This is a genomic window from Tistrella mobilis KA081020-065 (genome assembly GCF_000264455.2).
Lineage (GTDB): Bacteria > Pseudomonadota > Alphaproteobacteria > Tistrellales > Tistrellaceae > Tistrella > Tistrella mobilis.
In genome coordinates this window covers 1051645-1065392 of record NC_017956.1, presented here as the reverse complement: position 1 = coordinate 1065392, position 13748 = coordinate 1051645, and the positions used below count along the sequence as shown (strand labels likewise).

At 69.0% G+C, this 13748-nt stretch carries 11 protein-coding genes and 1 pseudogene; 6 read left to right on the top strand and 6 right to left on the bottom strand.

The genetic code is table 11. The features are described 5' to 3' along the window. Positions 1 to 216: 216 nt before the first annotated feature. From TMO_RS04850 to TMO_RS04840, 3 genes are all read right to left on the bottom strand, one after another. Positions 217 to 1143 (bottom strand): polyprenyl synthetase family protein, encoded by a 927-nt coding sequence (locus TMO_RS04850; RefSeq protein WP_014744483.1) that lies wholly within the window; start codon positions 1141 to 1143, stop codon positions 217 to 219. A gap of 56 nt (positions 1144 to 1199) precedes the next feature. Further along, complete coding sequence (locus TMO_RS04845) at positions 1200 to 1457, bottom strand: exodeoxyribonuclease VII small subunit (RefSeq protein ID WP_014744482.1); 258 nt, start codon at positions 1455 to 1457, stop codon at positions 1200 to 1202. 107 nt (positions 1458 to 1564) lie between these two features. After that, positions 1565 to 2503 (bottom strand): histone deacetylase family protein, encoded by a 939-nt coding sequence (locus TMO_RS04840; protein ID WP_014744481.1) that lies wholly within the window; start codon positions 2501 to 2503, stop codon positions 1565 to 1567. A 280-nt stretch (positions 2504 to 2783) separates the two neighbouring features. Here TMO_RS04840 and TMO_RS04835 point away from each other — a divergent pair, with 280 nt between their 5' ends. From TMO_RS04835 to TMO_RS29085, 4 genes and pseudogenes are all read left to right on the top strand, one after another. Beyond that, the gene (locus TMO_RS04835; RefSeq protein WP_041604832.1) at positions 2784 to 3872 is read left to right on the top strand and encodes an AbrB family transcriptional regulator; all 1089 of its coding nucleotides are present in this window, start codon (positions 2784 to 2786) and stop codon (positions 3870 to 3872) included. 148 nt (positions 3873 to 4020) lie between these two features. Continuing rightward, positions 4021 to 5853 (top strand): type I secretion system permease/ATPase, encoded by a 1833-nt coding sequence (locus TMO_RS04830; RefSeq protein WP_014744479.1) that lies wholly within the window; start codon positions 4021 to 4023, stop codon positions 5851 to 5853. Continuing rightward, positions 5850 to 6731 (top strand): annotated as a pseudogene (locus TMO_RS32900) (HlyD family type I secretion periplasmic adaptor subunit); the annotation flags it as partial. The gene TMO_RS04830 and the pseudogene TMO_RS32900, both read left to right, overlap by 4 nt. Positions 6732 to 6798: 67 nt before the next feature. Then, positions 6799 to 7167, top strand: a complete 369-nt coding sequence (locus tag TMO_RS29085) for an HlyD family secretion protein (RefSeq protein ID WP_187297812.1) — start codon at positions 6799 to 6801, stop codon at positions 7165 to 7167. A gap of 45 nt (positions 7168 to 7212) precedes the next feature. Here the strand turns inward: TMO_RS29085 and TMO_RS04820 are convergent, their stop codons facing one another. Both TMO_RS04820 and TMO_RS04815 read right to left on the bottom strand, forming a co-directional pair. Next, complete coding sequence (locus TMO_RS04820; RefSeq protein ID WP_014744477.1) at positions 7213 to 8580, bottom strand: MgtC/SapB family protein; 1368 nt, start codon at positions 8578 to 8580, stop codon at positions 7213 to 7215. Between the two features lie 16 nt (positions 8581 to 8596). Then, positions 8597 to 9436, bottom strand: a complete 840-nt coding sequence (locus TMO_RS04815) for a polyphosphate kinase 2 family protein (protein WP_145978065.1) — start codon at positions 9434 to 9436, stop codon at positions 8597 to 8599. Positions 9437 to 9609: 173 nt separating this feature from the next. Here TMO_RS04815 and TMO_RS04810 point away from each other — a divergent pair, with 173 nt between their 5' ends. Both TMO_RS04810 and TMO_RS04805 read left to right on the top strand, forming a co-directional pair. Then, positions 9610 to 10818 carry an efflux RND transporter periplasmic adaptor subunit gene (locus TMO_RS04810; protein ID WP_014744475.1) on the top strand — a complete coding sequence of 403 codons (1209 nt, stop codon included), beginning with the start codon at positions 9610 to 9612 and terminating at the stop codon, positions 10816 to 10818. After that, on the top strand, positions 10815 to 12767 hold the full coding sequence (locus tag TMO_RS04805; RefSeq protein ID WP_014744474.1) for a MacB family efflux pump subunit: 1953 nt from the start codon (positions 10815 to 10817) through the stop codon (positions 12765 to 12767). Before TMO_RS04810 ends, TMO_RS04805 begins: the two co-directional genes overlap by 4 nt. On the opposite strand, the gene TMO_RS04800 is transcribed toward TMO_RS04805, so the two are convergent. Beyond that, entirely contained in the window at positions 12745 to 13560 is an 816-nt protein-coding gene (locus TMO_RS04800; protein WP_014744473.1) for a hypothetical protein, read from the bottom strand. The two genes, TMO_RS04805 and TMO_RS04800, sit on opposite strands and share 23 nt — an antisense overlap. Between the last annotated feature and the right edge of the window lie 188 nt (positions 13561 to 13748).

Genomic DNA, 13748 nt, shown 5'->3' with positions numbered 1-13748 from the left:
CCCGTTTCTTAGGGCTCTCGGCCTGCCCTTGCAACCCGCAACGACGGATTTCGCCGAGGGGATCAGGCATTACCGGTGATATGGCATCCCGTCACCGGCAATGAAACCCGCCGAACGGGGGATCGGCGGAATCCCGCCAATATAACGACAGCCATGGGACTTGCACAGCCCGCGGCCACGTACCGGTCAACCGTCATCATTGCAGAAAGGTTGCACTCAGCGGTCACGCGTCACGACATGAACCGCCAGCCGGCGCAGGTCGTCGGCCCGGCCGTCGAAGCCCTGAAGGGCGGCCAGCGCCATGTCCATCAGCCGTGCGGCCTCGGCCCGTGCGCCGTCGACTCCCATCAGCCCCACGAAGGTTGCCTTGCCGCGGGCGGCATCCTTGCCCACCGCCTTGCCCGCGGCCGCGGCATCGCCGGTCACGTCGATCAGGTCGTCGGCGATCTGATAGGCCAGCCCCACCGCGCGGGCATAGTCGCGCAGGCTGGTGCGGGCCTCCATGCCGGCACCGCCGAGGATCGCGCCGGCCCGGCAGCAGAATTCGATCAGCGCGCCGGTCTTCAGCCGCTGCATCCGGCCGATGGTCCCCAGATCCTGCGCCTCGCCGCGGGTTTCGGCCTCGATGTCCAGCATCTGCCCGCCCACCATGCCGCCGGCACCGCCGGCCTCGGCCAGTGCCACCACCAGATCGGCGCGGACCGTGCCATCGGGATGGGTCTCGGGCTCGCCCAGCACCTGGAAGGCCAGCGTCAGCAGAGCATCGCCCACCAGGATCGCGGTCGCCTCGTCGAAGCGGCGATGGGTGGTCGGGCGGCCGCGGCGCAGATCGTCATCGTCCATCGCCGGCAGATCGTCATGGACCAACGAATAAGTGTGCAGGAACTCGGCCGCCGCCCCGGCGCGGTAGAGCCGGTCCGCCGGCACGTCGAACAGCGCCCCCGATGCCGCGATCAGGAAGGGCCGCAGCCGCTTGCCGCCGGCAAAGACCGCATAGCGCAGCGCCTCGGTCAGCCGGGGAGAGGCACCGCCGCCTTCGGGGGGCAGCAGACGGTCCATCGCCGCATCGACGCCCGCCGCCACTTCGGTCAGCCGGTCATTCAGCGCCGCGCGCGCCGCCGCATCGAACACCGGCAGCGGCATCACGGTCTCGTCACTGGCGAAGGGGTCTTGGGCAACGGGATCCCGGGGGCCGGTGCTCATTCGGGATCCACCGGCTCAAGCCCGGCGGGGCGGCCGTCGCCACCCAGCACGATGCGCTCCACCTTGGCCTTGGCCTCGGCCAGCTTGCGTTCGCAATGCCGGCGCAGCAGGGCCCCGCGCTCGTAGTCCTCGATCGCCTCTTCCAGCCGTGCCTCGCCGCTTTCCAGCTTGCGCACGATCTGTTCAAGCTGCTTCAGCGCATCCTCGAAGCTCAGCTCCGCGATCTCCGGCGGCAGGGTGTCGGCGGCGGCCATGGCCTCGGAACCTCCTCGGTCTGTCTGGGGCGGGCGGATCGAATGAGGGCGGAGTGTAAGCCGGCCCTGCGCCGCCGGGCAAGGCAGACCAGGATCAGACTGCAGGATCAGGGCGCCGTCATCAGCACATGGACATGCGAAGCGGTGGCATCGGCCAGCGCCCTCAGATCGTAACCACCTTCAAGCGTGGAGATGATCCGGCCACCGCAATGACGCCGGGCAACCTCGATCAGCTCCTTGGTCATCCAGGCGAAATCCTCGGTGCCGAGGTCCATGCCGCCCACCGGGTCGCGGTGATGGGCATCGAAACCGGCCGAGACCAGCAGCAGGTCGGGCATGAATTCATCCAGCGCCGGGATCAGCCGTTCGATGAAGGCCCGGCGGACCATGATCCCGCCCGATCCGGCACCGAAGGGGATGTTCATGATGTTGCCGGCAACACCCCGCTCCGAAATCCGCCCGGTGCCGGGATAGAACGGCGCCTGATGGATCGAGCCGTAGAACAGGTCCGGGTCGTTTTCGAAGATCGCCTGGGTGCCGTTGCCGTGATGGACGTCGAAATCCACCACCGCGATCCGGTTCACCTTATGCACGGTCCGCGCATGCAGGGCACCGACCGCGACGTTGTTGAACAGGCAGAAGCCCATCGGCCGCGCCGGCTCGGCATGATGTCCGGGCGGGCGGATGGCGCAGAAGGCCCGATCGAAACGCCCGCCCATCACCGCATCCACCGCCGCCACAACGGCGCCCGCGGCGCGGCGTGCCGCCTCTCCCGATCCGGGCGAGACCACGGTATCCGGGTCCAGATGCAGGGCCTGCGCACCGGTTGCCGGAATGGCGGCGAGCACGCTTTTCACATAGGCGGCATCATGGGCGAGGGACAACGTCTCGTCCGAGGCGAGCGGCGCCTCTTCGCGCACCAGGGCCGCGAATTCGGGGGCGTCCAGCGCCTTCAGCACCGCCCGCAGGCGATCGGGCGATTCCGGGTGCCAGGATCCTGTCTCGTGATCGAGACAGGCCGGGTGGGTCAGCAACAGCACCGACATCAGGTTCAGCGTTTCCTCGCATGTCCCGCGGGTCGAGCGGGACGAACTGTCCGGCGTTGGCCGCCGCTCTTGTTTCAAGCGCAGGCGGCGTCGCCGGATCGGCATCGAACTTCCACAGTCGCCCTACTCTCCCGCGCAGGCGCGCCAGAGGCAAGTACCGATACATGCACGGGCAGCAGCATGGGGACAGGATGGGAAAGCCGCGGCCAAACTGGTATACCATCTGGCGCTATATCGACCGCACTACAACCCGAAGGCGAGCAGGATACCCTCGGACGTGATGCCCCTCAGGATCGCCCTCACCCTCGCGACCGGCGCACTCGGCGGTGCCCTCTTCGCCTGGTTGCACCTCCCGCTCGCCTGGATGCTGGGGGCAATGAGTCTGACCGCCGCCGCCGGGATTCTGGGGGCGCCGCTCGGCACCAACCGCCGGCTCAGGATCTGGACGGTGGTGGCGCTCGGCATCGTGCTGGGCGGCAGTTTCCGGCCCGACACCTTTGCCAATGCCGCGGGCTGGCCGCTGGGGCTCGCCGCCCTCACCCTTTATATTCTGCTGCTCTTCGCCCTGGGCTACGGGCTGATGATCGCCTTCGGCCGGGTCGACCGGGCCACGGCCTTTTTCGCTGCCATGCCCGGCGGGATCAACGAAATGACCCGCGTCGCCGAGGAATACCGCGCCGACATCGCCACCGTCGCCCTCACCCATGCCGTCCGGATCTATGCGGTGGTCTTCACCGTGCCGCTCTACCTCGCCTATGTCGAAGGCCACGGGGTGGCCGCGACCATCCGCCCGGCAATTGCGGCACATACCGGCATCATCTCGACCTGGGCAGGCGGCGGCGATACCGGCCGGGTGCTGGAATATCTGGTGCTGATCGCAGGCGGCCTTGCCGGCTGGCGGCTGGCGGAACGGTTCCGCCTGCCGGGGGCCAGCTTCGTGGGCGGGCTGATCGTCTCGGGCGGCCTTCATCTTTCGGGTACCGTCACCGTGCAGATCCCGGTCTGGGGAATCGCTCTCGCCCAGCTGGTGGCCGGTGCGATGATGGGGGCACGTTTCGCCGGGCTGTCGCTGCATCATCTGGCGCGGGTGGTGATCCTCGCCCTGCTCTCGGCCGCGATCATGCTGGGAACTGCCGTCCTGCTTGCCCCGGTCTTCACCTCGCTGACCGGTGCGCCACGCCTGGCGATGCTGCTCAGCCTGGTGCCGGGCGGCTTTACCGAAATGGGGCTGATCGCCCTGTCGCTGGGGCTGGATGCCGCCGTCGTGGCGGTTTTCCATGTGATGCGGGTGGTTTACGTCATCATGTTCGCACCGGTCTTCTTCCGGTGGCGGCGGCGCATCAGCAGCGTGCCACCGGAAGCCGGATGACAGCTTGCGGTTTCGTCGATATTGATAAAAGAGACCAGCGGGGCTCGCTCACAGGTTCCGTCGCCGGTCCTTTGCCGATCCAGCCCGATTCGTTGTCAGATCCTCATGCCATGAGTCACGGCCGCACCCCACGGAAGCCGACCTCCCGATGAACGCGACCCTGCCCGCCGCCCGCCAGGCCGTTGAACGAAAGCCCGACCCGGTCGATGCCGCCGACGGCAACCGCCTGATCGCCGAAGCCCGCGCCTCGATCCGCCGGCATCTGGGCGGTACGGCGGCGTTCAGCGCCGCGGTGAACCTGCTCTACCTGACGCCGTCGCTCTACATGCTGCAGGTGTATGACCGCGTGCTGTCCAGCGGCAGCGAGGAAACGCTGATCTTCGTCAGCATCATCGCGCTGGTCGCCCTTGCCACCATGGCGGCACTCGATCGGGTGCGCGGCATCCTGATGGGCCGTGCCGGGCTCAGGGTCGACCGGGCCCTGGCGGGGCCGCTGCTTGCCCGGCTGATCCGCCAGTCGGCCCTGCCCGGCCAGCCGCCGGCGGCACAGCCGCTGCGCGATCTGGAAACGGTGCGGGTCTTCCTGGCCGGCCCGGCGCCGGGGGCGGTGTTCGACCTGCCCTGGATGCCGGTCTATGTGGCGATCATGTGGGTCATCCATCCCTGGCTCGGCATGCTGGCGCTGGGCGGTGCGCTTCTGCTGATGGCGCTGGCCGTCGCCGGCGAATACAGCATGCGCAAGGCCACGACCACGGCCGGCCAGGCACAGCTGCGCGCCCATGCCGCCAGCGACGCCCTGATCCGCGAGGCGGAGCCGATCGAGGCCATGGGTCTGGCCCCGGCCCTGGTTTCGCGCTGGAACGACGCGCGGGGCGAGGCCCTGGCCGGCCATGCCCGCGCGGCCGAACGCGGTGCCTTCTGGTCCGCCACCACCAAGGGCGTGCGCCTGTCGCTGCAGATCCTGGTGCTGGCGATCGGCGCTTATCTCGCCATCGAACGGCTGGTCACCCCCGGCGCCATGTTCGCGGGCTCGATCCTGATCGGCCGGGCGCTGGCCCCCATCGAGCAGATCGTCGGCATGTGGCGGCAGATGACCTCTGCCCGCGACGCCTGGGGCCGGGTCACCAAGGCGCTGGCCGCCACCCCGCCGCCGCGCCCGGGGGAGACGAAGCTGCCGCGGCCCAAGGGTGCGATCACCCTCGACAAGGTCGTCTTCCGCATGCCCGGCACCGACCGCGCCGCAATCGGCGGTGTGGATCTGGATGTCCGGCCGGGAGAGACCATCGGCATTCTGGGCCCGTCGGCCGCCGGCAAGTCCACGCTCCTGCGCCTGATGATCGGGCTCTGGGTGCCGCTGTCGGGCAGTGTGCGGCTGGATGGGGCCGATGCGGCGCGCTGGCCGCGCGAGACGCTCGGCCCGGCGATCGGTTATCTGCCGCAGGATGTCGTGCTGCTGGCGGGATCGGTCCGCGACAACATCGCCCGCTTCGGCGAGGCCGATGATGCGGCGGTGATCCAGGCGGCCGAACGCGCCGGGGCACATGATATGATACTGGGCCTGCCCCAGGGCTACGACACCCGGGTCGGCGATGGCGGTCTCGGCCTGTCGGGCGGCCAGCGCCAGCGCATCGGCCTGGCGCGCGCTCTTTACGGCGACCCTGCGATCGTGGCACTGGACGAACCCAATTCCAGCCTCGACAACGAGGGCGAGCAGGCGCTGGTCATCGCGCTGAAGCGCCTGCGCGCCGAGGGTCGCACCGTGCTGATCGTCGCCCACCGCACCGGCATTCTGGGCCTGGCCGACCGGCTGCTGGTGATGCGCGACGGCCGGGTGCAGATGTACGGCCCCACCGCCGAGGTCGTGAAGGCGTTGAGCGCATCCCAGGGCGGCCGCCCGCCCGCCCCCACCCATCAGGGGCACAAGGCGGGACATGAAACCGGTCCCGGCCCCGATACATCCCCGCGCGGAGGCACGGCATGACCGCGACGACGATCGCTCCCCGCATCGATGACGGCGCCGGCCGGCCGCTGCGTACCGGGCTGATCATCTCGGTGCTGTTCTTCGGCGTGCTGGGCGGCTGGGCCGCTTTCGCCCCGCTCGACAGCGCCGCGGTCGCCCCCGGCGTGGTGGTGGTGGAAAACAACCGCCAGGCCGTGCAGCACCGCGATGGCGGCATCGTCGCCGAACTGCCGGTGCGTGAAGGCGATCGGGTGGAGGCGGGTCAGTTGCTGCTCCGCCTGGACGACACCGAACTCGCGGCCCAGGTCTCGATCCTGTCCAAGCAGATCGACGCACTGAAGATCCTGGAAGCCCGGCTCGTCGCCGAGCGCGACGGGCTGGACGCGATCGTCTTTCCCGCCGACATCACCGCACGGCTGGGCAAGGGCGAAGAAATCGACCAACTGGTTCATGGTCAGGAACGGGTTTTCGCCACCCGGACCAGTTCGCGCGGTAACCAGGTCGACATCCTGCAACAGCGCATCGTGCAGCTGGGCGCCCAGATCAAGGGCTTCGAGGCCCAGGCCGCGGCCAATGCCCGTCAGCTGGCGCTGATCCGCGACGAATTGAAGGGCACCCGGTCGCTCTACGAAAAGGGCCTCACGCCCAAGACCCGGGTGCTGGCGCTGGAGCGTGCCGCCGCCTCGCTCGACGGCGAGCGGGGAGAGAACGAGGCCAATGCCGCCCGCGCCCGCCAGGCGATCGGCGAGGCCCGCCTGCAGATCGATCAGATCGAGCGCGAGCGCCAGACCGAAGTGGCCGAGCAGCTGCGCCAGACCCAGGAACAGCTCTTCGACCTGACGCCCAGGCTGGAAGCCGTCCGCGCCCAGCTGGGCCGGACCGAGATCCGCGCCCCGGCCTCGGGCTCGGTGGTCGGCCTGACGGCCTTCACGGTGGGCGGCGTGATCCGGCCCGGGGGAGATGGTGATGGAGATCGTGCCCAGCGACACGCCGCTGGTGGTGCGGGCCCAGCTCCGCCCCGACCAGATCGACGATGTCCACCGGGGCATGGTCGCCGAGGTGCGTCTGACCGCCTATCCCTATCGCACCACGCCGATCCTGAACGGCAATGTCGCGCAGATCTCGGCCGACCGCTTCACCGACGAGCGCACCGGCGTCGCCTATTACGACATGCGCATCGAGGTGCCGACCACCGAGCTGCACCGCCTGCCCGATGCCGGCCTGACCCCGGGCATGCCGGCCGAGGTGATGGTGCCGCTGCGCGAGCGCACGGCGCTGGACTATCTGGTGGAGCCGCTGTTGCGCAGCATCGAAGGCACGGCGCGGGAGGACTGATCCCCCCACGCCGCGTGGCCTGCGCTCCGCAGCCCGCGGCCATCGTCAGAGCCTGAGCCAGGCCGCCGCCAGCGCGGCCAGAAGCGACACCGCCGTCGCCGGCGCCAGCAGCCCGGCCATCACCCTGCCGCCGGCGGTGGCGGCCAGCCCGTATTTGACCCCGGTATTGACCAGGGCGGCCGCGACGATCGCGGCCGCGGCCACATCCAGCCGGGCGGCTTCGGCCAGGCTGCGTTCGGCCATGGAGACGGTGATCGCATCCACATCCGCCAGGCCCGACAATGCCCCCACCGCAACCAGCGCCTCGGGCGCCAGATAGCGTTCGGCCAGGGCGGAGGCGAACATGATCACCGCCATCAGCCCTGCGAAGCGGATCGCCGGGCCCAGGCTGAACGGGTTGGCGACCGCGGCCGACACCCTGGCCGCCCCATCGCCCGCCCCCCCGTCGCCCGCCCCCCCATCGCTCGCCACACCCTCGCTCCCCATACCGTCGCCAACCGGGGCGGCAGCCGGAGCGGCCGCGCCCGTCGGTCGCAGCAGCAGCCACGCCGCCCCGGCCATGGCCGGCAGGATCAGCGCCAGCAGCACCGGCCAGAGCAGCACCAGCAGCGACGGGTTGACGGCCACCAGCAGCACCGCGATGCGCCCGGCCATCACCGACCAGCCGATCAGGATGCCGCCGGCCGCGGGGCGCACGGCGTTGCCGTCGACCGCCGCGGCATGGCGGGCCAGCGACAGCGTCACCGCGGTGGACGACACGAGCGCGCCTGCAACGGCAGTCATCAGCGTGCCGGTACGGGCGCCGAAACGGCGCACCGCCACATAGCCCACCAGCCCGAGTGCGGTGATCAGGATCACCAGCAGCCACAGCCGGTAGGGGTTGAGCGCGTCGAACGGGTCGAGCGTGCGGTCGGGCAGCAACGGCAGCACGATGAAGCTTGCGATCAGCAGCTTCATCATGCCCAGCAGATCGGCCTTGTCGAAGCCCTTCACCACCCGGCGGAGCGGCTTCTTGAACGCCAGCGCCGCCGCACAGGCCACCGCCAGCGGCACCGCCATGTCGCGATGCCCCAGCACCGCCAGTGCCGCGAGAGCCGTGGTCGCGACGGCGGCGAGTTCGGTGGTCGCCCCCGATTTGCGCGGATCGAGCGAAACCTCCACCACATAGGAGGCGACCACCACGCCCGAGACCGCCAGCAGCACCGCCACCAGCGGCCAGGGGCTGTCGATCGCGCGGGTCATCAGCGCGCCGACGGCACCGGCCAGCGCCGCGATGATGAAACTCCTGAGGCCGAGCGCGCCCTGGAGATGTTCGTCGGCCTTGTGCTTCTCGCGCTCGAAGCCGATCAGCGCGCCGATGGCCAGCGCGCTAGCCACGTCGAGATAGGGCGTCGGCCAGGCAATTTCCGGCATGGAAGCGGCCGCCGGGTCAGGAGGGGTCGCCGAAGAAGGCGCGGATCAACGGCGGCACCGTCGGCTCGCTGACATCCACGCCGTCGCCCAGGCCCTTGATGATCGCCTCGAAGGCGGCGACCCGGGCCATGTCCTTGTCGTTGGCGTCGATGCGCTGCCAGGGCGCCCGGGGCAGCGAGGTCCGCTCCACCATCTCACCATAGGCGATCTCGTAATCGCGCCAGCGGGCGCGGTTGCGCAGATCGTCTTCGGTCAGCTTCCAGCGCTTTTCCGGGTTGTCGTAGCGCGATTGCAGCCGGTCGAGCTGGGTTTCGGGCGTGATGTCGAGCAGCAGCTTGACGATGTGGATACCCTCGTCCAGCAGCGTTGTCTCGAAAGCGCGGATTTCGTCATAGGCCCGGGTCCATTCGGATTCGGTGGCGAAGCCCTCGATCCGCTCTACCAGCACCCGGCCGTACCACGACCGGTCGAAGATCGCCATGCGGCCGCTTTCCGGCACCCGCGTCCAGAAGCGCTGCATCCAGTGCTGGCGCTTCTCGCCCTGGCTCGGCGCACCGATCGAATGCACCCGCAGATGCCTCGGGTCCAGGCACCAGCCGATCCGGCGGATCAACCCGCCCTTGCCGGCGGCATCCCACCCCTCCAGCACCACGATACCGCGATGGCCGTGGATGACATAGGCATGCTGCAGCATGATAAGCTGATCCTGCAGCCGCTTCAGCGCCGCCTCGGGCCCTTCACCCTTCTCCAGCTCCGGCTCTGCAACCTGCGCATCTTCGCGCCAGTCCGCCGCCTCGGCCTTGGCCTTGCGCTCGGCCTCTTCGGCCTTCTTCTGCTTCTTGTCCTTCTTGCCCATGGGCAGCAATCCTTGCGCGGGGATGGGCCGGCGAACCGGGATGCTCTCATTGAAACGCCGGCCGGCGCGGCGATCAATCCGCGACCTCGCGATTTCCACCCTGGCGACCGGCATCCAGCTGCATATCATGTTCCGGACCCTGCCGCCGAGAGCCACGGACAGCACCGGACCCGATGTCGCATCCTTCAGCCCCTTCCCGACGACGCCCGGCCGTCCTTGTCGCGGGCCTCGTTCTGTTTTCGGCCGGGGTCGGCATCGGCCACTGGTCGGACCGGCTGATCCCGCCCCTGCCTGCCACGGCCGCTGACGAAGCCCCGGCCGGGCTGAAGGTCGTCCGCGGCACCATCGAACGGACGATCTCGGCCCTTGGCGTCGTGGAGCCCCGGGTTTTCGTCGACGTCGGCACCCAGGTATCGGGACAGCTGCGCGCGGTCCATGTGGGTGTCGGCGACGCGGTCACCCGAGGTACGCTGCTCGCCGAGATCGATCCCAGAATCTACGAGACCCGGGTGACCGGCGACGAGGCGCGGCTGCTCAATCTGGAAGCCCAGCTCCGCCAGGCAAAGGCCGAACGTGATCTGGCACGCTTGCGTGAGGCGCGGATCCGTCGGCTGTTCGAAGGCCGTGCCGCCAGCCGCGAGGACGCCGATACCAGCGCGGCCAATCTCATCATCGCCGAGGCTGCGATCGCAGCCATCGAAGCCCAGATCGGCGAGGCGCGATCCACCCTCGACGGCGACCGCACCAACCTGTCCTACACCCGCATTCTGGCCCCCATCGACGGGACCGTCGTCTCTCAGACCTCTGTGGTCGGCCAGACGCTCAATGCCAACCAGACATCCCCGATCATCCTGAGACTGGCCGATCTTGCGACGATGACGGTCAGGGCACAGGTGGTCGAGGCAGATGTGGTACGTCTTGCCCCCGGTCAGCCGGTCCGCTTCTCGACCCTCGGCCGGCCCGACCGCGTCTGGCACAGCCGGGTTCGCCAGATCCTCCCGACCCCGCAGACCCTGAACGACGTCGTACTCTATGACGTGCTGGTCGACGTCGCCAATCCCGATGGTGCGCTGATGACCAGCATGACCGCCCAGGTCTTCTTCGTTCTGGATCAGGCCGTCGATCAGCCGCTCATCCCACTGACGGCACTCGATCGCAGGGAAGACGGCGACCGCGTGCATGTGCGTCTGGCGGATGGCCGGATCGAAAGCCGCAGGGTGGCGGTGGACGTCGTCGCTCAGGGTCTGGCCGCGATCACGTCGGGGCTCAACGTCGGCGACACCGTCCTGCCGATCAATGCCCACGATCCCGGGACGCTGACCGCCCGGGTCGGCGACTGGGGCGCAAGCGGCCGGGCACCGGCCGCGGCAGCGCCAAGATGACCACCACCCCGCCCCTCTTCAGGCTGCGCAGCGTCTCGCGGCGCTTTACCGCCATCGGTGGCGTCGTCGCCCTCGACGACATTTCCCTCGACATCCATCGCGGCGAGATGATCGCGATCACAGGTGTCTCCGGCTCTGGCAAGAGCACGCTGATGAACATCCTCGGTTGCCTCGACCAGCCAAGCAGCGGACAATGCCTGGTCGACGGGCGGGATACGGCGACTCTGGAGCCTGACGAGCTTGCAGCCCTGCGCAATCGCCTCTTCGGCTTCATCTTTCAGCGTTACAACCTGCTCTCCGATGCGACTGCCATCGAAAATGCCGAACTCCCGGCACTTTATGCCGGGGTTCCGGCGGAATGGCGGCGGGCACGGGCATCGGAACTGCTCTCCCGGCTCGGGCTGGGCGATCGTCTCTACCACCGCCCCGCGGAGCTGTCTGGGGGCCAGCAACAGCGTGTCTCGATTGCCCGCGCTTTGATCAACGATGCCGAGGTCATCCTGGCAGACGAGCCGACGGGAGCACTCGATGCCGCCAGCAGCGAGGACGTGCTCCGCCAGTTGGAAGAGCTGAACCGCGAAGGTCGGACGATCATCATCGTGACGCATGATCCGCAGGTGGCCGCGAGAGCCCGGCGGCTGATCCACATGGCCGACGGACGGATAGCCCGCCACGAGACGCGGTGCCCGGAAAACCCGCCAGACCACATACGCACCGGAACATCTGCGTCCCCGCCACCGCAGCCAGGACGCCGCCATCTGGACATGTCGATTGCGGCTGCCCGCACGGCATTAAGGTCGCTGTGGCGTGACCCGTTCCGCACCCTGCTCACCCTCTTTGGTGTGATGATCGGCGTCGCCTCGGTGATCGCAATGCTTGCGGTCGGTGAAGGTGGCGCAGAGGCAACCCTCGCCCGACTGGAGAAGATGGGGACAAATCTGCTGACGGTCAGGCCGGGCGCGCCCGGCGTGCGCAGCACCGCCGATCTCACGTCGCTGACGGTCGAAGATGTCCAGGCCATACGGGGCATCGAAGGATTGACCGCGGTCTCGCCGGTCCGAAGTCTGCGGACCACGCTGCGCGCAGGCGCTACCGACTATATCACCATGGTCCACGGTGTCTGGCCGGATGTCGCAATGGTTCGCAATTGGCGGGCGGTCACGGGCCGCTTCATCACTGCCGAAGATGTCGCCGACTACGGTGCGGTCGTGATGCTGGGCCGGACGGTCGCCCACAACCTGTTCCCCGACACCCCCGATCCCACCGGGCGCTTGCTGGTGATCCGGAACATGCCCTTTCAGGTCATCGGTATCCTGAGCACCCGCGGTGCCGACCAATGGGGCAACGATCTCGATGATCTCGCGCTCATTCCGCTCTCGGCGGGCTTCCTGCGGATCCTCGGCAAACCTTATCTGAGCTCCGTCACCGTGAAGGTCGATCAGGCCGATCGTATGGCCACGGCCGCCGCGGATATCGACCGTCTGATGATGGCGCGGCACGGCATCCGGAATTTCCAGATCGCTGACAGCGCCGCGGCCCAGCAGGCCCTGTCGGAAAGTCAGCGCAGTTTCGCGATGCTCCTCGGAGCCGTGGCCGCAATTTCCCTGCTGGTCGGCGGCATCGGCGTCATGAACATCATGCTGGTCGGCGTCACCGAGCGCACCCGCGAAATCGGCATCCGCATGGCCACCGGCGCCCGCCGCCGCGACGTGCTCACCCAGTTCAACGTCGAAGCCGTCGTGGTTTGCGGCCTGGGCGGGATCATCGGCGTGGCACTGGGCACCGGTGCGGCCCTCATCCTTGCCCGCAACGGCTTCGACGTCGTCATCCGGCCCGGCCCGGCGGTCGCAGCCTTCGGCTGCGCCTTTCTGACCGGTGTGATCTTCGGCTGGCTGCCGGCCCGCAAGGCGGCCGGCATGGACCCGGTCAGCGCACTTGCGGCCGAATGACGCCGGCCTCGCCCTCCAGCGGCACACCGGTCGGTATCACCAGATCCGCGGTAAGACGCAGGCCCGAGGCGTCGGACCGGACAAGCCGCACCCCGTCGGAGGCAAGCGGGAAGCCGCGCAGGACAAGGCTGCCCAGATGAAGATGCACATGGGTCGCATCCCGGGCGAGGCTGAGATCCTTCACCCCGACGGCCAGTCCGACCGCCCCTGCGGCTGGCGGCACGCCCCTGCGGATATCCGCAAGCAGGCTCGACGGAGAGGCGCCGCCGGTACCGCCCGATGCCGCGATGCCGGCAAGCAGCCGCGAGGCTGCGATCCGTGCCGCCGAGGGATCGAGCCCCAGCCGCATCAGCAGGGCGATCAGCTCTCCGTGCAGTGCCTGGGCACCCTTGGCCATGGCCTCTCCAAGCCGGGCAGCCGCGCCGTCCTCGACAGCGACGCCCGCAAGCCCGAACGAGGCCGCTGCCGTACCGCCCGTCGCCGGGACGCGGTCGCTCTGCCCCTTGGGGAGGTCTTCGCCTGCCACGGCCTTGTCTGCGACACCTGCCGCCTCGGCAGGGCTCATGCCCATCAGGCGAAACAGGGCTGCAAGTGCCGCGCGCAGATCGCGCAGGCCGGCCAGAAAGGGATCGTCCTGATCGGACACATCCGACGCGCGATCGGCTGATGCCGTGTAGAGAAGGGGAAGACTGGTCGAAGCTGCGGCGCCGCCGATGCCGAAACGGCCGCCGCCACCTGCCTCGGGCCCGGCGATGGCCGCGGCCTTCAGGCGTTCGATGGTCGCGTCGGACACATGCCTGGGCACCGTCGGCGGATCGCTCCACGCCGACGGTGCCGTCCTTGACCTGAGGAACCGCATCGGGTCCCTGTCTGATGTAGAAGACACCATCGTGCCACCATTCGAAAAACGCGGACACCACCGTCCGGTCAGGCCGGCAGCGTGTTCCGACAGGCCTGGGAAGCCCCTGGCCGTTTGATTTT

Excerpts from the sequence above, each read along its gene's own strand:
- TMO_RS29085 (WP_187297812.1), top strand. The coding sequence starts at position 6,799 with ATGGAGATCGTGCCCAGCGACACGCCGCTGGTGGTGCGGGCCCAGCTC.
- TMO_RS04835 (WP_041604832.1), top strand. The coding sequence starts at position 2,784 with ATGCCCCTCAGGATCGCCCTCACCCTCGCGACCGGCGCACTCGGCGGT.
- TMO_RS04805 (WP_014744474.1), top strand. The coding sequence starts at position 10,815 with ATGACCACCACCCCGCCCCTCTTCAGGCTGCGCAGCGTCTCGCGGCGC.
- TMO_RS04850 (WP_014744483.1), bottom strand. The coding sequence starts at position 1,143 with ATGCCGCTGCCGGTGTTCGATGCGGCGGCGCGCGCGGCGCTGAATGAC.
- TMO_RS04830 (WP_014744479.1), top strand. The coding sequence starts at position 4,021 with ATGAACGCGACCCTGCCCGCCGCCCGCCAGGCCGTTGAACGAAAGCCC.
- TMO_RS04810 (WP_014744475.1), top strand. The coding sequence starts at position 9,610 with ATGTCGCATCCTTCAGCCCCTTCCCGACGACGCCCGGCCGTCCTTGTC.
- TMO_RS04820 (WP_014744477.1), bottom strand. The coding sequence starts at position 8,580 with ATGCCGGAAATTGCCTGGCCGACGCCCTATCTCGACGTGGCTAGCGCG.
- TMO_RS04815 (WP_145978065.1), bottom strand. The coding sequence starts at position 9,436 with ATGGGCAAGAAGGACAAGAAGCAGAAGAAGGCCGAAGAGGCCGAGCGC.
- TMO_RS04845 (WP_014744482.1), bottom strand. The coding sequence starts at position 1,457 with ATGGCCGCCGCCGACACCCTGCCGCCGGAGATCGCGGAGCTGAGCTTC.
- TMO_RS04840 (WP_014744481.1), bottom strand. The coding sequence starts at position 2,503 with ATGTCGGTGCTGTTGCTGACCCACCCGGCCTGTCTCGATCACGAGACA.